Genomic DNA, 18,894 nt, shown 5'->3' with positions numbered 1-18,894 from the left:
ATGTCCGGCCCCCATGGTTCCCGCCCCTACAACCGTCCCCCCGTCGTCTGCGTGACCGGCGCCTCCGCCGGCGTCGGCCGCGCCACCGTGCTGGCCTTCGCGGCGCGCTGGCGGGGGGCGCGGTTCGGGCTGATGGCCCGGTCCCGCGGCGCGCTGGAGGAGGTGAAGGCGGAGGTCGAGCGGCTGGGCGGCAGCGCCGTGGTCCTGCCGCTGGACGTGGCGGACGCCGACGCGGTGTCGGCCGCCGCCGACCGGGTGGAGCGCGAGTTCGACCCGGTCGACGTCTGGGTCAACGCCGCCATGGTGACGGTCTTCGGCCGGGTCGGCGACCTGACGCCGGAGGAGCTGCGGCGGGTGACCGAGGTGACCTATCTCGGCTCCGTCCACGGCATCCAGGCGGCGCTGCGCCACATGCAGCCGCGCGACCACGGGGTGATCGTGCAGGTGGGCTCGGCCGTCGCCTATCGCGCCATCCCGCTGCAGGCGGCCTACAGCGGCGCCAAGCACGCCATCCGCGGCTTCGTCGACAGCCTGCGCACCGAGCTGATCCACGACGGCAGCCATGTGAAGGTGACGATGGTGCATCTGCCGGCGGTCAACACCCCGCAGTTCGAATGGGGCCGCAGCCACATGCCGCGCCGCGCCCGGCCGATGGGCGCCATCTACCAGCCGGAGGACATCGGCCGCGCCATCGTCGACGCGGCGGAGAACCCGCGGCGGGAATACTGGCTGGGCGCCAGCTCGATGGAGGCGATCATCGGCAACTCGGTGATGCCCGGCCCGCTGGACCATTATCTGGCGGCGACCGCGGTGGACGGGCAGTTGACCGACGAGCCGGAAGTCCCCGGCCGCCCCGACAACCTGTTCACGCCGGTCGAGGGGCTGCACCGGATGCGCGGCCGGTTCGGCGAGCCGCGCAAGACGCTGCACCTCGCCAGCAGCGAGGGGCTGGCGCGCGGGCTGGTGCTGGCCGGCGGCGTGGCGCTGGTCGGCGGCCTCGGCGTCCTGGCGCGCACCGCCTTCGGCGGGCGGCGCTAGAGTCCCTTCCCGGCCAGCCTGGCGCGGGAGGCGGGCGGCAGGTCGGGGAGGATGGAGAGCAGCGTTTCCTCCGTCACCTCGCCGAACTGGCGGCGCTTGGCGCGGGCGTCCTCCAGGGCGCTGCGCAGCGCAGGCAGGTCGAGCGGGTCGGCCTGGGCCAGGAGACGGACCTTCTCGCGGGCGGCGCGGTAGTCGCGGCTCATCGCGTCGTAGCGCGGGCGCTGCCGGTCGAAGGCCTGGCGCAGGCGCTGTCCGTCCTCCGCCGGCAGGGCCGGGGCGACGCGTTCGACATAGCGGTCGGGCATCGGCAGGGGCGGCGGGCGCTGGTAGGCGGCCGCCAGCATGGCCCCCAGGAACAGGTTCAGCCCCAGCGAGGCCAGCGTCAGCAGGCGCCAGCCCGGCTTCGGTCCGCGCAAGCCCGTCGGGTTGCCGGTCATCGGCCGTCTCCGTCGAACAGGATGGTCACGTCGTCGCCCGGCAGCGCCACCTCCGTCGTGCCGACATGCGGCACCGTGGCGCCGATGACCCAGCCCAGCAGCAGAAGCCCGAGCCCCAGAGCCGCCGCCGCCGGGCGGGGCAGGGGGCCGAGCAGGAAGACCAGCAGCGAGTCCGGCGCCGCCCCCCGGGGGGTGTCCCGGGCCGCCCGGGTGACCGAGGCGACGAGATGCCGGACGCGTGCCTCGTCCACCACCGGCACGACGCCGGCGAGGCGGCGGTCGAAGGCGGCCTCCGCCGCGAGCAGGTCGCGCAGGGCGGGGCGGTCGGCGATCGTCCGGCCGGCGAGCAGCTGGTGGGCGGCGGCGCGCAGCTCCGCCGGCCAGCGGGCGGGATCGGCACCGTAATCGGCGAGGTGGCGCAGGAACTCCTGCTCGGTCATGGCTCCCGTCCTCCCGTCCTCAACGCGGCCCTCAGCGCCGCCCGTGCCCGTGCCAGGAGCGAGGCGAAGGCGCTTTCCCCGAGCCCCAGCACCTCCGCCCCGCGTCTCATGCTCATGCCTTCCTGATGGAACAGCACCACCGCGGCCCGCTGGCGGTCGGGCAGGGCGGCCAGCGCCTCGGCCACCTCCGCCGCCTGCTGCCGTTCGGCGATCCGCTCGTCGGCGTCGGGGCCGGGATCGGGCGGGTCGCCGGCCGCCTCCAGCGGCTGCCAACCGGGCCGGCGGCGGCGGTCGATGGCGAGGTTGACGACGATCCGGTGCAACCAGGTGGTGAAGGCGGCGCGCGAGCCGTCCCAGCGCCCGGCATGCTGCCAGACGCGCAGGAAGGCCTCCTGCGCCACCTCGTCGGCGTCGGCGGCGTTGCCGGTCAGCCGCTCGGCCAGAACGACGGCGCGGCGCATGTGGCGGGCGGCGAGCCGGGCGAAGGCGTCGGCGTCGCCGGCCGCCACCCGCTCCATCAGGGCGTCGTCGCTGTCGGCCGGCTGGGTCATCGCGGAGGCGGAGGCGGGCGCATGGAACGGTGGTAGCGCCGCCGGGCCGGGAATGCACGCGCGGAGGTCGGGGAACAGCCACGCCATCGCCGCTACTCCGCCGCCGCCAGGCGCCGGGGGGCGCCGCGGCGCAGCGCCAGACGCTCCAGCGCCAGATAGACCACCGGGGTGGTGTAGAGGGTCAGCATCTGGCTGACCAGCAGGCCGCCGATGATGGCGACGCCGAGCGGCCGGCGGATCTCGCCCCCCGTCCCGAAGTCGAGCGCCAGCGGCAGGGCGCCGAGCAGCGCCGCCATGGTGGTCATCATGATCGGGCGGAAGCGCACCAGCCCGGCCTCGCGGATCGCCTCCAGCGGCGACAGGCCGCGGCTGCGCTCCGCCTCCAGCGCGAAGTCGATCATCATGATGGCGTTCTTCTTCACGATGCCGACCAGCAGGATGATGCCGATCAGCGCCACGATCGACAGCTCGTTGCCCGTCAGCACCAGCGCGATCAGCGCGCCGAGCCCGGCCGAGGGCAGGGTGGACAGGATGGTCAGCGGGTGGATCAGGCTTTCGTAGAGGACGCCGAGCACGATGTAGATGGCGATCAGCGCCGCGGCGATCAGCAGCGGCTGGGTCGAGGTGGTGTCGTTGTAGGTGCGGGCGGTGCCCTGGAAGCCGGCGCGGATGCTCGCCGGAAGCCCGATCTCCTCCGACGCCCGCTTGATCGCCTCCGTCGCCTGGCTGAGCGGGACGCCGGGCGCCAGGTTGAAGGACAGGTTGGCGACCGGGAAGGAACCCTGGTGCTGGATGGAGGCCGGCCGGGTGACGATCGACACGGAGGCCACCGCCCCCAGCGGCACGAGCTTTCCGCCGCGTCCCGGCACATGCAGCCGGTCGAGCGATTCCGGGCCGGTCTGCTCGAAGGGCGGCACCTCCAGCACCACCTTGTGCTGGTTCTGCATGGTGTACATGGTGGTGACCTGCCGCTGCCCGAAGGCGTCGTACAGCACCGCGTCGATGTCGCGCAGCGCCACCCCCAGCCGGGCCGCGGCGTCGCGGTCGACGGTGATGCGCGTCTCCAGCCCGCCGTTCTGCTGGTCGTTGCCGACGTCCACCAGCTCCGGCAGGGTGCGCAGCGTCTCCACCAGCCGCGGCGCCCAGGCGTTGAGGGCGGCGATGTCGCTGCCTTGCAGGGAGTAGAGGTACTGGCCGCGCCCGGACCGCCCGCCCACCCGGACGTCCTGCACCGCCACCATGAAGAGCTGGATGCCCGGAACCCGCTGGGCCTTCTGGCGGAGCCGCTGCATGACCGCGCCGATGTCGTCGCGCTGGTCGCGCGGCTTCAGCGTGATGAAGAGCTGGCCGCGCCCGGCGGAATTGCCGCTGACGAAGGAGCTCACCCCCTCCACCGCCGGGTCGCCGGCGACGGCGTCCTGCATGGCCCGCTGGCGCGGCACCATGGCGCGGAAGGAGATGTCGGGCGGCGCCTCGGTGAAGCCGATCAGCAGGCCGGTGTCCTGCTGCGGGAAGAAGCCCTTCGGCACCTGCCCGTAGAGCCAGACGGTGATCCCGGCGATGGCGACCGTGAGGGCGAGCATGGTGCGGCGGTGGACGAGCACCCAGTCCAGCCCGTCGGCATAGAGGGCGAACAGCCGGTCGCCGGTCCGGTCCAGCAGCCGGCCGGGCAGTCCGGGCCGGCCGCGCGCGGCCTCCTCCGTCAGCAGGTGGCCGCACATCATCGGCGTCAGCGTCAGCGAGACGACGGCCGACACGACGATGGCGATGGACAGCGTCACCGCGAACTCGCGGAACAGCCGGCCGAGGATGCCGCCCATGAACAGGATCGGGATGAAGACGGCGACCAGCGACAGGCTGATCGACAGCACGGTGAAGGCGACCTGCCGCGCCCCCTCCACCGCCGCCTGCAGCGGCTTCGCCCCCCTCTCCAGGTGGCGCACGACGTTCTCGATCACCACGATGGCGTCGTCGACCACGAAGCCGACGGAGATGGTCAGCGCCATCAGCGAGAAGTTGTCGAGGCTGTAGCCGACCAGCCACATGACCGCGCAGGTGCCGGCGAGCGACAGCGGCACGGCGGCGGTCGGGATCACCGTCGCCCAGAAGCGGCGCAGGAACAGCGCCATCACCATGACGACCAGCGCCACGGTGATCGCCAGCGTCTTCTGCACGTCGGCGATGGAGGCGCGGATGGTCGGGGTGCGGTCGGTACGCACGGCGAGGTCGACGGCGGGCGGCAGCCAGCGCCGCAGGGTCGGCAGCTCGGCACGCACGCGGTCCACCGTCTCGACCACGTTGGCGCCGGCCTCCTTCTGGACGTTGACCAGCACGGCGCGGCGGCCGTTGTACCAGGCGGCGACGCGGGCGTTCTCCGTCGCGTCGACCACCTCGGCCACGTCGCCCAGCCGGACGACGGCACCGCGGTTCTCCGCCACCACCAGCCGGCGGTAGGCGTCGGCGCCGAAGAGCTGGTCGCTGGCGGCGATGGCCCAGCTCTCGGCATCGCCGTCGAAGCTGCCCTTGGGCGCGTTGGCGTTGGCCTGGGCCAGCGTCTTGCGCACGTCCTCCAGACTGACGCCCATGGCGGCCGCGGCGGCGGCGTCGACCCGCACCCGCACCGCCGTCTTCTCGGCCCCGTTGATGGTGACCTGGCTGACCCCCTCGATCTGGCTCAGCCGCTGTCCGACGATGGTGTCGGCCAGCGTGTAGACCTCGCCCGGCTCCAGCGTGTCGGAGGTCATCGCCAGCACCATCACCGGCGCGTCGGCCGGGTTGGCCCGGCGCAGCCGCGGCGGGCTCGGCAGGTCGGCCGGCAGGTCGCCGCCCGCCGCGTTGATCGCCGCCTGGACGTCGCGCGAGGCCGCCTCGATGTCGCGGTTCAGCGAGAACTGCACGACGACGGAGGTCGAGCCGAGCGAGCTGTTGGAGGTGATCTCCGTCACGTCGGCGATGCGGGCGAGCCGCCGTTCCAGCGGCGTGGCGACGGAGGCCGCCATCGTCTCCGGGCTGGCGCCCGGCAGGCCGGCGGTGACGACGATGGTCGGGAACTCCACCTGCGGCAGCGGCGCCACCGGCAGGAAGCGGTAGGCGACGATGCCCACCAGCAGCAGCCCCAGCATCAGCAGCGAGGTGCCGACCGGACGGTGGATGAACGGGGTGGAGAGCGACATGGCTCAGGCGCCCTCCGTTTTCCCGGCGGCCGGGCGGGATGGCGGGCGGGGGCTCATTCCGCCGCCTCTCCGCCCACGCCGTGCGGCAGCGGGTCCGGGGGCAGCGGGTCCGGGGAGGGCCGCCCCCGCGCAGCCGGCGGCCGAAGCGGTCCATGTAGAGGTAGACGACCGGCGTCGTGTAGAGCGTCAGGAGCTGGCTGACCAGAAGCCCGCCGACGATGGCGATGCCGAGCGGCCGGCGCAGCTCCGACCCCGTGCCGTTCTCCAGCGCCAGCGGCAGGGCGCCGAGCAGCGCCGCCATGGTCGTCATCATGATCGGCCGGAAGCGCAGCAGCGACGCCTCGTAGATCGAGCGCTCCGGGCTCATCCCCTGGTGGCGTTCGGCCTCCAGCGCGAAGTCGATCATCATGATCGCGTTCTTCTTCACGATGCCGATCAGCAGGACGATGCCGACCAGCGCGATCAGCGTCAGGTGGTGCCCGGTCGCCATCAGGGCGAGCAGCGCCCCCACCCCGGCCGAGGGCAGGGTGGACAGGATGGTGACGGGATGGATCGTGCTTTCGTAGAGGATGCCCAGCACGATGTAGACCGCCACCACCGCCGCCAGGATCAGCCAGGGCTGGCTGGCGAGCGAGCTGCGGAACTCCGCCGCCGTCCCCATGAAGCTGGCGGTGATGGTCTCCGGCAGGCCGATGCGCGCGCTCTCCTCCTGGATCGCCCGGACGGCGGCGCCCAGCGACACCCCCTCGGCGACGTTGAAGGACAGGGTGGCGGCGGGGAACTGGCCCTGGTGGGTGATGACCAGCGGGGCGGTGGTCTTCTCGACCGCGACCAGCGCGGTCAGCGGCACGACGGCGCCGGTCGTGCTCTTCACGTAGATCTTGGAGAGCGAGTCCGGGTCCTTCTGGAAGCCTGGCTCGACCTCCAGGATCACGCGGTACTGGTTGGTCTGGGTGTAGATGGTGGAGACCTGCCGCTGCCCGAAGGCGTCGTAGAGCGTGTCGTCGATCGCCTGCGGCAGCACATGCAGCCGCGAGGCGGCGTCGCGGTCGATGCGGAGATAGACCTGCAGGCCGTAGGGCTGCTGGTCGGTGGCGACGTCGGTCAGCTCCGCCCGGCCCTTCAGCGCCGCCAGCAGGCGGGGTGTCCAGCCGTCGAGTTCCTTCGGGTCGGCGGACTGCAGGACGTACTGGTACTGGGTGCGGCTGATGCGGCTGTCGATCTGGACGTCCTGCACCGACTGCATGAAGAGCGAGATGCCGGGAACCGCGGCGGTGGCGGCGCGCAGCTGGGCGATGACCTCCTCGGCCGTCGCGCCGCGCCGGTCGCGCGGCTTCAGCGCGATGGTCAGGCGGCCGGTGTTGGTCGTCGGGTTGACGGTCCCGGTGCCGACGAAGCTCGCCACACCCGCCACGTCGGGGTCGCGGCGCACGATGTCGGCGACGGCGCGCTGCCGCTCCGCCATCGCGGCGACGGAGATCGAGGGGGCGGCATCGGTCACTCCGATGATGACGCCGGTGTCCTGCTGCGGCAGGAAGCCCTTGGGCACCGCGTCGTAGAGCCAGAGCGTGGCGCCCAGCGTCAGGACGGCGAAGGCCAGCGTCGCCGGCTGGTGCCGCAGCACGACACGCAGCGAGGCGGCATAGCCGTCGCGCATCGCGTCGAAGGCGCGCTCGCTCCAGCGGAACAGGCGGCCCTCCGTCCCGCTCTGCGGCTTCAGCAGGCGGGCGCACATCATCGGCGTCAGCGTCAGCGAGACGACGGCGGAGACCAGCACGGCGATGGACAGGGTGATGGCGAACTCGCGGAAGAGGCGCCCGACCACGCCGCCCATGAACAGCAGCGGGATGAACACCGCGATCAGCGAGACGGTGAGCGACACCACGGTGAAGCCGATCTGGCGCGCGCCCTTCAGCGCCGCCTCCATCGGCGGATCGCCCGCCTCGATGTGGCGGACGATGTTCTCGATCATCACGATGGCGTCGTCCACCACGAAGCCCGATGCGATGGTCAGCGCCATCAGCGACAGGTTGTCGAGGCTGAAGCCGCACAGCGCCATGATGCCGAAGGTGCCGATCAGCGACAGCGGCAGCGCCGCCGCCGGGATCACCGTCGCCCACGCCTTGCGCAGGAAGAGGAAGATCACCAGCACCACCAGGGCGGCGGTCAGCACCAGCGTCTTCTGCACGTCGGCGACGGAGGCGCGGATCATCTCCGTCCGGTCGGTCAGGACGGAGAGCGCGATCTGCGGCGGGATGGCGGACTGGAGCTGCGGCAGCAGGGCGCGCAGCCGGTCCACCGTCTCGATGATGTTGGCGCCGGGCTGGCGCTGGATGTTCAGCAGCACCGCCGGCCTGCCGTCGTGCCAGGCGCCGAGCCGGGTGTTCTCCACCGAATCGACCACCGCCCCGATGTCCGACAGCCGCACCGGGCCGCCGTTGCGGTAGGCGACGATGATCGGGCGGTAGGCCGCCGCCCCGTCGATCTGGTCGTTGACCCCGATGGAATAGGCCTGCCGCGCCCCGTCGAAGCTGCCCTTGGGCGCGTTGACGTTGGCCTGGGTCAGGGTGGTGCGCACGTCCTCCAGCGTCAGGCCGAGCCCGGCGACCGCCGCCGGATTGACCTGCACCCGCACCGCCGGGCGCATGCCGCCCTCGATCCCGACGAAGCCGACGCCCTCCACCTGGCTCAGCTTCTGCGCCATCAGCGTGTCGGCGGCGTCGCTGACCGCCTCCAGCGGCAGGCTGTCGGAGCTGAGCGCCAGCACCATGACCGGCGTGTCGGCCGGGTTGACCTTGTTGTAGACGGGCGGGTTCGGCAGCCCCTTGGGCAGGTTGCCCGCGGCGGCGCTGATCGCCGACTGCACGTCCTGCGCCGCGGCGTCGATGTTGCGCGACAGGCTGAACTGCAGGGTGATGTTCGACAGCCCGAAGGAGCTGGTCGAGATCATCGAGGTGACCCCGGCGATCTGGCCGAGCTGCCGTTCCAGCGGCGCGGTGACCGAGGAGGCGACGACCTCCGGCGCGGCGCCGGGGAGCTGCGCCGTCACCTGCACCGTCGGGAAATCCACCGTCGGCAGGGAGGAGACCGGCAGCACGCCATAGCCCAGCAGGCCGAGCAGCACCACCGCCGCCATCAGCAGCGAGGTGGCGACCGGCCGGAGGATGAAGGGGGCCGAGATGTTCATGAGCGGTTCGGCTGCTCCTGCGCGGCCCGCTCCGGAACCGCCTGCTCCGCGGCCGGCCGCTCGCGGTTCTGGCGCCGCCGCTCCTCGCGCGGGGCGGCGGCGGGGCCAGCCGGTGCGGCGGCGGGATCGGCGGCGTCGGAGGTGACCGCGGGGGCGGCCGCGCCGGATCCGGCCGGCGCGTCGGTCAGCCGGACCCGGGAGCCGGGCTGCAGCCGGTACTGGCCGTCCACCACCACGCGGTCGCCGGGCTTCAGCCCCTCCTCGATCACCGCCTTGCCGGACTCGATCAGCCCGACGCGGATCGGCCGCGGCTCGACCGTCATGTCCTCCTTCACCAGGTAGGCGTAGGTGCCCTGCGGGCCGCGCTGGACCACCGTCGCCGGCACGGTGGTGGCGCCGCGCCGGGTCGCGGCGAGCAGCCGGACATTGACGAACTGGCCCGGCCACAGCCGCTGCGGCTCGTTGGGCATGGTGGCCTTCAGCCGGATGGTGCCGGTCGTCTGGTCGATCTGGTTGTCGACCACCGCCAGCGTGCCGTTGCCGAGCGGCCGGCGCCCCTCGCGGTCGAGCGCCTGGACGGCGGCCTCGCCCGCCGCCTGCGATTCCAGGACGGTCGGCAGCAGCTTTTCCGGCAGGGTGAAGACAACGGCGATGGGCTGCACCTGGGTGATGGTGGCGAGCCCGCTCTGGTCGCCCGCCCGCACGATGTTGCCGACGTCGAGGGTGCGCAGGCCGATCCGGCCGGAGATCGGGGCGGTGACGGTGGTGTAGCCGAGCTGGACCCGGGCATTCTCGATGACCGCCTCGTCGGCGCGGACCTGGGCCTCCAGCGCCGCCACCTGGGCGCGCTGGGTGTCCGCCGACTGGCGGGAGGCGTATTCCCGCAGGTTCATCGTGCGGTCGAGGTCGCGGCGGGCATTGGCGAGCTGCGCCTCGTCCTGCGCCTTCTTGGCCTCGGCCTGGGCGAGCTGGGCCTTGTAGGGGCGGGGGTCGATCTGGGCCAGCAGGTCGCCGGCCTTGACCAGCTGCCCCTCCTTCAGGGGAAGCTGCAGGATCTCGCCGTCGGCCCGCGCCCGCACGACGGCGCTGTTGAAGGCCTGCACCGTGCCGATGCCGTCGAGCCAGACCGGCACGTCCTCCCGCGCGGCGATGCCGGCGACCACCGGGACGGCACCGCCGCGTCCGCCGCCCGGCGGCCCGGCCTGCCCCTGCGGCGGGGCGGTCAGGCGGTCCTGCACGGCATAGCCGACCCCGCCCACCAGGACGGCGAGGATCAGGCCGGTGACGACCGGCTTCCAGCGGATGCTCTTCTTGGAACTCACGACGGACTCACGGCTGGGGCGGCAGAGGACGGCGGCCGGCAAGGGGCCTTGTCCTGATACGCGGCAGCCGGGAGAAGTCGTCGCGGAAAAATGAGCCGGGTGCGCGGGTCCTCAGTTGGAGGCGGGGTAGAGCGGCAGCAGGGTCTGCTGGCGGCGCTGGTAGCGCACCAGCTCCATCGCGGTCAGCGGCTGGAAGCCGCGGGCACGGTTGGCGGCGGCCACCTCGAACATCAGGGATTGCTGGTGGAACAGGGCGGCGTAGGCGTCGATCAGGCCGAATTCCGGATCCCACATGTGGATGGCCTCGGCGCCGGCGCCGTTCACCTCGATGATCCGGAACTCCTCGCCGCGCTGCAGCGACTCGATGGAGGCGAAGCGCACGTCGAAGCGGCCGAAATGGAACTCCGGCATCGAGTCGGCGATCTCGTCGAAGCGGGCGGTCAGCGTCGCCGTCACGTAGCCGCAGGCGTCCTTGTAGAGGCCGCCGACCCGGCTGCTGCCGACCAGCGACAGCCGCACCCGCTCGCCGGCCACGGGGATCTCGTGCAGGCGGTCGCGCAGGGCGTCGCGGTGCAGCTTCCCCTTCATGGCGGCGCGCGGGTCGCGGGCGATCAGCTCGTCCAGGGTCGAATGGCCGTCGCCGACGACATGCGGATAATAGCGGAAGGTCATGGAGAAGATGCGGCCGTGCCGCTCGCCCGGCATGCGGGCGTAGAAGACCCCGGCCTCGCCGGCATAGGGCACATAGGCCTGCAGGATGAAGCGGCAGTCGGCGGGGAAGCCGCGCAGATACTCCTGCAGATCCTCCACCGAGCGGACCAGCCGGACGCCGAAGCCGCGCCAGCCGATATCGGGCTTCACCACCAGCGGGAAGGACAGGCCGGCCGCACCGACGGCGGCGTCGAGGTCGGCCGCCGTCCAGCCGGCGCGGTTGCGCAGGGCCTGCGACTCGGCGACCCAGCGGCGGGCGTCGCCGGTGATCAGGTCGATGCAGGCGATCTTCGATTCGCCGAGCAGCCCCCCGCCTCGATCGACGGGTTGGCGGCGGTCGGCAGGGTCAGGCTGCGGTGGCGGAAGCCGAGGGCGAACCACTGGATGACCAGCGGGATGTAGAACAGCAGCGGCGGGATGCGCTCGGCGATGCCGATCGAGCCGGAGCCCGCCGGGACCAGCGGCAGGCCCGGCAGGTCGACCGCCTGCGGCAGCGCCGGCCCGTGCAGGACCGGGCGGAGCCAGGGAGCCAGCCGGCGGGCGGCCCGCCGCAGCACCGCGCGCGCCAGCGACTGCGCCGTGTGCGTCCGGGCGGCCATGATGGTGAGGACGGCGGCGACGCCGATCACCTGCACCTCCAGCGCCGCCGCCTCCAGCGAGGAGGTCATCAGGGTCAGCAGCAGCCAGACATGGGCGATCGCCGTCACCGTGGTGATCACGGTGAAGCGCAGGAAGGGCACCCGCATGATGCCGCAGGCGAAATAGGTCGGGAACAGGACGCCCGGAATCAGCCGGCAGGTCACCAGGGTGGTGAGGAGGTTGCGGTGAAGCGCCGAGCGGCAGCGCTCCAGCAACGGACCCTCCGACCGGCGCCGCAGCCAGCCGACGCGAAGGGACAGCAGGCCCAGGCAATAGATGACGACGTCGCCCGCAATGATGCCACCCATGAGGGCAAAGGCGGCGACGCCCAGGCTGACGGTGCCGAGGCTGATCAGGCTGGCGCCGGCGGCAATCGCGACGTCCTCGTGCAGCAGAGTCAGCAGAGCAAGGCCAAACAACAGGGGGAGTTCGGAGAAGGCCGTTATTGGGTGCAACGCAGCAAACACGGGGCCTGTCCCTTCGATGGATCGCTTAGGCCGAAAGTAGGAAGGAGAATACAAAAAAAAGGGTTACGGAGCCTACAAAACTTTTGCCGGCGACCCCAGCTTCGCGTTCTCCGCATGCCATAGCGAAACGATATGGCTTTCATCGCGAATATGTGTTTGCCACTATGGCCGGCGGCGGGGCAAAGTGCGCATCGGTCAATTGGACGCCACCCCAATCATTGCGCGCCAATACAAGCCCAACCCGAGTCAGGAGACGCGTCGTGAAGAGCATGCAGTGGGATGATCCCTTCCTTCTCGAAGACCAGCTTTCGGACGAAGAGAAGCTGATCCGCGACACGGCGCGCGCCTATTGCCAGGACAAGCTGCAGAGCCGGGTGATCTCCGCCTTCCGCGAGGAGCGGTTCGACCGCGAGATCATGACCGAGATGGGCGCGCTGGGCCTGCTCGGCCCGACCATCCCCGAGGAATACGGCGGGCCGGGCGTCAACCACGTCGCCTACGGGCTGGTGGCGCGCGAGGTCGAGCGGGTGGACAGCGGCTACCGCTCCGCCATGTCGGTGCAGTCCTCGCTGGTGATGCACCCGATCCACGCCTACGGCAGCGAGGAGCAGAAGAAGAAGTGGCTGCCGAAGCTGGCGACCGGCGAGATGGTCGGCTGCTTCGGCCTGACCGAGCCGGACCACGGCTCCGACCCCGGCGGCATGAAGACCCGCGCCCGCAAGGTGGACGGCGGCTATCTGCTGACCGGCTCCAAGATGTGGATCACCAACTCGCCGATCGCCGACCTCGCGGTGGTCTGGGCGAAGTCGGACGCCCATGACAACAAGATCAAGGGCTTCGTTGTCGAGCGCGGCACCAAGGGCTTCTCGACTCCGAAGATCGAGGGCAAGCTGAGCCTGCGTGCCTCGGTCACCGGCGAGATCGTGCTGGACGAGGCCTTCGTGCCGGACGAGAACCTGCTGCCCAACGCCAGCGGCCTCGGCGGGCCGTTCGGCTGCCTGAACAAGGCGCGCTACGGCATCGCCTGGGGCGTGATGGGGGCTGCGGAGTTCTGCTGGCACGCCGCCCGCCAGTACACGCTGGACCGCAAGCAGTTCGGCCGGCCGCTGGCCGCCAATCAGCTCATCCAGAAGAAGCTCGCCGACATGCAGACGGAAATCGCGCTGGGCCTGCAGGCCTGCCTGCGCGTCGGCCGCATGATGGACGAGGGAAGCTGGTCGCCGGAGGCGGTGTCGCTGATCAAGCGCAACAACTGCGGCAAGGCGCTAGACATCGCCCGCATGGCCCGCGACATGCACGGCGGCAACGGCATCTCCGACGAGTTCCAGGTCATCCGCCACATGGTGAACCTGGAGACGGTGAACACCTACGAAGGCACCCACGACGTGCACGCCCTGATCCTGGGCCGTGTGCAGACGGGCATCCAGGCCTTCTCGGCCTGACTACAGCCTGACTGCGGCCTGCCGAGGGAGATGAGACGATGAAGGTTCTGGTCCCGGTCAAGCGGGTGGTGGACTACAACGTGAAGATCCGCGTGAAGGCGGATGGGTCCGGCGTTGAGACCGCCAACGTGAAGATGAGCATGAACCCGTTCGACGAGATCGCGGTCGAGGAGGCGGTCCGTCTGAAGGAGGCGGGCAAGGCGGTGGAGATCGTGGCGGTGTCGATCGGTCCTGCGGCCTCGCAGGAGACGCTGCGCACGGCACTCGCCATGGGGGCCGACCGGGCCATCCTGGTGCAGACCGACGCCGAGACCCAGCCGCTGGCGGTGGCCAAGACGCTGAAGGCGCTGGTCGACAAGGAGGGCCCGCAGCTCGTCATCCTGGGCAAGCAGGCGATCGACGACGACTGCAACCAGACCGGCCAGATGCTGGCGGCCCTGCTCGGCTGGGGCCAGGGCACCTTCGCCTCGAAGCTGGAGGCCGGCGAGGGCAAGGTCACGGTGACGCGCGAGATCGACGGCGGTCTGGAGACGGTCGAGCTCGCCCTGCCGGCGGTGGTGACGGCCGACCTGCGGCTGAACGAGCCGCGCTACGCCTCGCTGCCCAACATCATGAAGGCCAAGAAGAAGCCGCTGGAGACCGTGACGCCCGACAGCCTGGGCGTCGACGTGGCGCCGCGGCTGAAGACGCTCAAGGTGGCCGAGCCGGCCAAGCGCAAGGCCGGCGTGAAGGTGGCGGACGTCGCCGCCCTGGTGGACAAGCTGAAGACCGAAGCGCGGGTGATCTGACCATGGCCAGCATTCTTGTTCTCGCGGAGCACGACAACGCGACGCTGAAGCCCGCCACGCTGCATGCGGTGACGGCGGCCGGGAAGATTGGTGGGGAGATCCACGTGCTGGTGGCCGGCCAGGGGGCGCAGGCCGCGGCGGCGGCGGCGGCCAGGGTGGCCGGTGTGGCGAAGGTGCTGCTGGCCGACGATGGCGCCTATGCCCACCAGCTTCCCGAGGCGGTGGCGCCGCTGGTGGTGGGGCTTGCCCAGGGTGGCTACGGCCATGTGCTGGCGGCGGCGACGTCGATGGGCAAGAACCTGCTGCCGCGGGTGGCGGCCCTGCTGGACGTGGCGATGGTGTCGGACATCACGGCGGTGGTGTCGGCGGACAGCTTCGAGCGGCCGATCTATGCCGGCAACGCGATCGCGACGGTGCAGTCGCCGGACGCGGTGAAGGTGGTCACCGTGCGCACCACCGCCTTCGAGGCGGCGGCCGGCGAAGGTGGTGCTGCGGCGGTCGAGAGCGTGGCGGCGGCGCAGGACGTGGCGGCCGGTCTGTCGCGCTTCGTGTCGGCGGAGCTGACGAAGTCGGAGCGTCCGGAGCTGACGGCGGCGCGGGTGGTGGTGTCGGGCGGCCGGGGCATGCAGTCGGGCGAGAACTTCGTGCTTCTGGAGGCGCTGGCCGACAAGCTGGGGGCGGCGGTCGGCGCCAGCCGGGCGGCGGTCGACGCGGGCTTCGTGCCCAATGATTACCAGGTCGGGCAAACCGGCAAGATCGTGGCGCCCGAGCTGTACATCGCGGTCGGCATCTCCGGTGCGATCCAGCACCTCGCCGGCATGAAGGACAGCAAGGTCATCGTCGCGATCAACAAGGACGAGGAAGCGCCCATCTTCCAGGTCGCCGATTACGGGCTCGTCGCGGACCTCTTCAAGGCCGTGCCGGAGCTGACCTCGTCCCTCTGATCCGGTCCGTTTCCGAGTTTCTTCCCTGCGATCTCCCCTGCCTCTCCCGCCGTCCTGGCGGGAGAGGATTTTTTCTTTACGGGACAGGCGCTTGGGAAGCCTACTTCGCGTGCTGGTCCAGGAACTGGCGGCAGTGGTCGAAGTCGTGCAGGCACGCCTCCGGCAGGGCGATTCCCTTGCGGGTGGCGAGGCTGCGGGCGAAGGCCAGCATGCGCTCCGTCGGCTCCCTGCGCCGCGCCGCTCCGGCCGCCGGGGCGGGGGCGGGGGCGGCGCCGTCCGACCCGGATCGCGCTGCATCCGGCAGCGCAGCCGCAGCGGCCGGTTTGCGGGTCCGCCGGACGCGGGGTTTCGGCGCTTCCTCCGCGGTGCCGGCAGCGGCGCCCTTGGGGCTCCGGCGCCGGCCCGCGCGGGGACCGGCAGCCGCGGTGGCGCCGCGCCGGCGGGTGAAGCGGCCCTTGGGCGCCGGGGTGCCGAGGTCGACCGTCGCGCCGCGGCTGCCGCACAGCACGCCGATCAACCGCCCGGCCTCCTCCGCGATGGCGTCGATCACCGCGCGGAAGGGCGCGCGGCCGGTCACCACCTCGTCCAGCTTCATCTCCCACAGGGCGGTGGTGCCGGGATCGACCAGGACGGGGGCGGCGGCGCGCAGCGTCTCGAAGAGCTGCAGCCCGGCCGGCGTCGGCATCAGCCACTTGCCGTCGGCGGTCAGCAGGTTCTGCCGGCGCAGGCCCTTGATGACCTCGGCGCGGGTGGCGGGGGTGCCGATGCCCTTCGCCTCCTTCAGCCGGTCGCGCAGGGCCGGATCCTCGACGAAGCGCCAGGCGTTCTGCATGGCGTCGACCAGCGTGCCCTCGTTGTAGCGCGGCGGCGCCTGGGTGCGCCTGGCCTCGACCCTGGCGTCGGACAGCGCCGCCGGCTCCCCGTCGGTCAGCGGCGGCAGGGTCTGTTCCGCCTCCTCCTCCTTGCCGGAGTCCGAGTCGGCGGAGCCGAAGGCCGCCTTCCAGCCGAGCAGCAGCGGGATGCGGCCGACCGCGCGGAAGGGCAGCGGCCGGCCCTCCACCGGGACCGGCATCACCACGGTGGTCTGGCGGTACTCGTAGTCCGGCATGACGGCGGCGAGGTAGGAGCGGCAGATCAGCGCGAACAGCCGCTTCTCGTCGTCGCCGAGCCGGGCCAGCCGCGGCTCGAGGTCGTCCAGCACGTTGACGTTGGGGATCACCGCATGGTGCGACACCCCCTCCAGCGCCTTGTCGCAGAAATGGCCGGACCTGCCCTTGCGGATCACCGGCCGGCCGATCTCCAGATGGGCGAAGCCGCGCAGCCGGGTCAGCGCCCCGACGATGGCCGGCACGTCGGCGATCTGGTTCTCCGACAGGTAGCGGGCCTCGGCGCGGGGATAGGTGATCAGCTTCTTGCCGTCGCCGTCGTAGAGCTCCTGCGCCACCGCCAGCGTCCGGTCGGCGGTCCAGCCCCAGCGCTGCCCGCAGGTCTTCTGCAGCGACGGCAGGTCGTAGAGCTTCGGCGGCCCCTGCCGCTTCGCCTCCACCGTCACCGACAGCGGCCCGCCATGCCCCTCCGCCGCGCGGGCGATCGCCTCGGCGCGGGCACGGTCCTTGATGCGGTCCTTCGGCGCCGGGGCGTGGCGCATCAGGAAGCTGCCGCCGGCGACGGTGGCGGTCGCCACCACCTCGAAATAATCCTCCGGCTTGAAGTCGCGGATCTCCAGCTCGCGCAGGCAGACGATGGCGAGCGTCGGCGTCTTCACCCGGCCGATGCCGATCACCCCGCGCGTGCCGGGCGCCAGCAGGGTCTTGGTGGCCGTGCGGGTCAGGGTGAGGTTGAAGATCTGGTCGGCCTGCTGGCGCGCCACCGCCGCCTCGTAGAGCGGCCGCATCGCCTCGTTGGGCCTGAGCGCGGAGAAGGCGTCGCGGATCGTCTTGGGGTCCTGGGCGGTGAAGAGCGCCCGCTCCACCCGGCCGCGGAACCCCAGATGCTCCAGGATCTCCTGTCCGATGAGCTGCCCCTCGCGGTCGCAGTCGGTGGCGAGGATGACCCGGTCGCAGGAGCGCAGCGCCGCCTTGATCGCCTCCAGCTTCGCCGCCTTGTTGCCGCCGGTGTCGGGCCGGGTGGGGTAGAGCCCGTCCGGCTTCAGCAGGGTCGGCGACCAGCGTTTCCAGGCGGGATCGACCTCCTCCGGCTCGGCCAGCCGCAGCAGATGGCCCTCGGCCGGCAGGATGCGCCCCCAGCGCTCGCCGAGCGCTGCGCGCAGATCCTTCGCCTGACTGGTTTTCTCGGTGATGATGACGGTCGCCATGGGCGGAAGGATAAGGCCAGGATGAAAACGGATCAAGAACACCGATGGCTGCCGCTTCTCCTCGCCGCCGGGCTGCTGCTGGCCGCCGGGCCGGCGCGGGCGGAGCGTCCGCTGCTGCCCGGCATCGGCGCGGAGGACCGGCGGGAGGCGGTGCCGGCGGCGGAGGCGCCGTGGCGCAGCCTGTCGCGGGTGCAGACCAGCCTCGGCGGGCGCTGCACCGGCGTGCTGGTGGCGCCCGACCGGGTGGCGACCGCCGCCCACTGCCTGCTGAACCGCGCCCGCCGGCCGCTGCCGGAGTCGTCGCTGCACGTCCTGTTCGGCTATGAGCGGGGCACCTTCCAAAGCCACGCCGCGGTGCGCGCCATCGCCGCCGATCCGGCCTATGATCCCGCCCTCCCCGCCCAGGCGATCGCGCGCGACTGGGCGGTGCTGACGCTCGCCGCGCCGGCCCCGTCCGGCGTGGTGCCGGTGCCGCTGCTCGACCGGGAGCCGCAGCCGGGCGAAGCGGCCATGCTCGGCGGCTACAGCCAGGACCGGGCGCAGATCCTGACCGCCGACCGGGCCTGCCGGATCCTCGGCACCGCGGCGGCGCCCGGCGGGCCGCTGCTGGTCCACGACTGCGCCGCCACCCGCGGCACCAGCGGGACCGCCCTGTTCGTCCGCGACGGCGGGGGATGGGCGGTGGCGGGGATCGGGGTTGCTGCAGGGCAGGGGGCCGGGCAGGAGACGGGGCGGCGCAATTTCGCGGTCCCGGCCGCCTCTTTGCGCCGCGCGGTGGGGGTATTCGCGCCCTCACGGCAGCCTTGAGCGGACGACGCGCATTTTTTGCTAGGTCGGCGCGCCTGAATCGCATAGAGGTACGCGCGTCCGAGCCTCGATAGATTCCGGAGACACCTCGTCATGTCGATTCAGCGCTTCCATACCGGACCGCGCATGAGCCAGATGGTCGTCCACAACGATACGGTCTACCTCGCCGGTCAGGTCGCCGAGTTCGGCGCGGGCGAGATGGTCGCCGAGGTCGAGGCGCAGACGGCCCAGATCCTGCGCCAGATCGACGCCCTGCTGGCGGAGGCCGGGACGGACAAGAGCAAGCTGTTGTCCGCCACCATCTACCTCGCGGACATCGCGACCTTCGGCCAGATGAACAAGGCCTGGGAAGCCTGGGTCGATACCCGGAACCCGCCGGCCCGCGCCACCGTCGAAGCGAAGCTCGCGGCGCCGCAATATCTCGTTGAAATTCAGGTCACCGCGGCCAAATAAGTCCGCGGGAACGGGGCAACCCGGCAGCCTCGGTTGGGGTGTGCCGGCGTGGCCCGACAACTGTGAGGGCCTCGCTCGCGGAAAAATCGGTGGAAAAAAGCTCCTCCGGTTTACAGAGTGTTAATGACGCCTTAACGGATCGCCCGTACAACCCCGACCAACCCTTGCCGCCGGAGCCGAC

Annotated in this window: 14 protein-coding genes and 1 pseudogene; 6 read left to right on the top strand and 9 right to left on the bottom strand. The window is 71.8% G+C overall.

All coding sequences use genetic code 11. The annotated features are described in order from the left end of the window. Positions 1-1,038: an SDR family oxidoreductase gene (locus tag DEW08_RS29015; protein ID WP_109333944.1), complete on the top strand. Its 1,038-nt coding sequence runs from the start codon at positions 1-3 to the stop codon at positions 1,036-1,038. Here DEW08_RS29015 and DEW08_RS29010 read toward each other — a convergent pair. The 8 genes and pseudogenes from DEW08_RS29010 to DEW08_RS32995 all read right to left on the bottom strand — a co-directional run bounded on the left by DEW08_RS29010 (position 1,035) and on the right by DEW08_RS32995 (position 11,917). Further along, on the bottom strand, positions 1,035-1,475 hold the full coding sequence (locus DEW08_RS29010) for a periplasmic heavy metal sensor (RefSeq protein WP_109333941.1): 441 nt from the start codon (positions 1,473-1,475) through the stop codon (positions 1,035-1,037). The genes DEW08_RS29015 and DEW08_RS29010 overlap by 4 nt on opposite strands. Next, on the bottom strand, positions 1,472-1,915 hold the full coding sequence (locus tag DEW08_RS29005; protein WP_109333939.1) for a hypothetical protein: 444 nt from the start codon (positions 1,913-1,915) through the stop codon (positions 1,472-1,474). Before DEW08_RS29005 ends, DEW08_RS29010 begins: the two co-directional genes overlap by 4 nt. Beyond that, positions 1,912-2,553, bottom strand: a complete 642-nt coding sequence (locus tag DEW08_RS29000) for an RNA polymerase sigma factor (RefSeq protein ID WP_109334174.1) — start codon at positions 2,551-2,553, stop codon at positions 1,912-1,914. Before DEW08_RS29000 ends, DEW08_RS29005 begins: the two co-directional genes overlap by 4 nt. 5 nt (positions 2,554-2,558) lie before the next feature. After that, positions 2,559-5,639, bottom strand: a complete 3,081-nt coding sequence (locus tag DEW08_RS28995; protein ID WP_109333937.1) for an efflux RND transporter permease subunit — start codon at positions 5,637-5,639, stop codon at positions 2,559-2,561. Between the two features lie 127 nt (positions 5,640-5,766). Further along, positions 5,767-8,826: pseudogene (locus tag DEW08_RS28990) on the bottom strand (multidrug efflux RND transporter permease subunit); the annotation flags it as partial. Then, positions 8,823-10,148 (bottom strand): efflux RND transporter periplasmic adaptor subunit, encoded by a 1,326-nt coding sequence (locus DEW08_RS28985; RefSeq protein WP_109334172.1) that lies wholly within the window; start codon positions 10,146-10,148, stop codon positions 8,823-8,825. The pseudogene DEW08_RS28990 and the gene DEW08_RS28985, both read right to left, overlap by 4 nt. A 111-nt stretch (positions 10,149-10,259) precedes the next feature. After that, positions 10,260-11,240 (bottom strand): ATP-grasp domain-containing protein, encoded by a 981-nt coding sequence (locus tag DEW08_RS33000; protein ID WP_245987072.1) that lies wholly within the window; start codon positions 11,238-11,240, stop codon positions 10,260-10,262. After that, positions 11,129-11,917 (bottom strand): DedA family protein, encoded by a 789-nt coding sequence (locus tag DEW08_RS32995; RefSeq protein WP_245987071.1) that lies wholly within the window; start codon positions 11,915-11,917, stop codon positions 11,129-11,131. The genes DEW08_RS33000 and DEW08_RS32995 overlap by 112 nt, the downstream gene beginning before the upstream one ends. 317 nt (positions 11,918-12,234) lie before the next feature. Here DEW08_RS32995 and DEW08_RS28975 point away from each other — a divergent pair, with 317 nt between their 5' ends. The 3 genes from DEW08_RS28975 to DEW08_RS28965 are packed head-to-tail and all read left to right on the top strand — an operon-like array spanning position 12,235 to position 15,139. After that, a complete protein-coding gene (locus DEW08_RS28975) occupies positions 12,235-13,407 on the top strand; it encodes an acyl-CoA dehydrogenase (RefSeq protein ID WP_425429150.1) in 1,173 nt (390 codons plus the stop codon). 38 nt (positions 13,408-13,445) lie between these two features. Beyond that, positions 13,446-14,195 (top strand): electron transfer flavoprotein subunit beta/FixA family protein, encoded by a 750-nt coding sequence (locus tag DEW08_RS28970; RefSeq protein WP_109333933.1) that lies wholly within the window; start codon positions 13,446-13,448, stop codon positions 14,193-14,195. 2 nt (positions 14,196-14,197) lie between these two features. Next, entirely contained in the window at positions 14,198-15,139 is a 942-nt protein-coding gene (locus tag DEW08_RS28965) for an electron transfer flavoprotein subunit alpha/FixB family protein (protein ID WP_109333931.1), read from the top strand. A 100-nt stretch (positions 15,140-15,239) separates the two neighbouring features. Here the strand turns inward: DEW08_RS28965 and DEW08_RS28960 are convergent, their stop codons facing one another. Next, entirely contained in the window at positions 15,240-17,453 is a 2,214-nt protein-coding gene (locus DEW08_RS28960) for a DNA topoisomerase (protein WP_109333929.1), read from the bottom strand. 21 nt (positions 17,454-17,474) lie between these two features. Here DEW08_RS28960 and DEW08_RS28955 point away from each other — a divergent pair, with 21 nt between their 5' ends. Both DEW08_RS28955 and DEW08_RS28950 read left to right on the top strand, forming a co-directional pair. Then, on the top strand, positions 17,475-18,260 hold the full coding sequence (locus DEW08_RS28955) for a trypsin-like serine peptidase (RefSeq protein WP_109333927.1): 786 nt from the start codon (positions 17,475-17,477) through the stop codon (positions 18,258-18,260). Between the two features lie 93 nt (positions 18,261-18,353). Continuing rightward, on the top strand, positions 18,354-18,713 hold the full coding sequence (locus tag DEW08_RS28950) for a RidA family protein (RefSeq protein WP_109333925.1): 360 nt from the start codon (positions 18,354-18,356) through the stop codon (positions 18,711-18,713). Positions 18,714-18,894 lie beyond the last annotated feature (181 nt).

It is taken from the genome of Azospirillum thermophilum (genome assembly GCF_003130795.1).
Classification (GTDB): domain Bacteria; phylum Pseudomonadota; class Alphaproteobacteria; order Azospirillales; family Azospirillaceae; genus Azospirillum; species Azospirillum thermophilum.
Note: the sequence above shows the minus strand (reverse complement) of the source record. Positions and strands in the feature narration are given on the sequence as shown.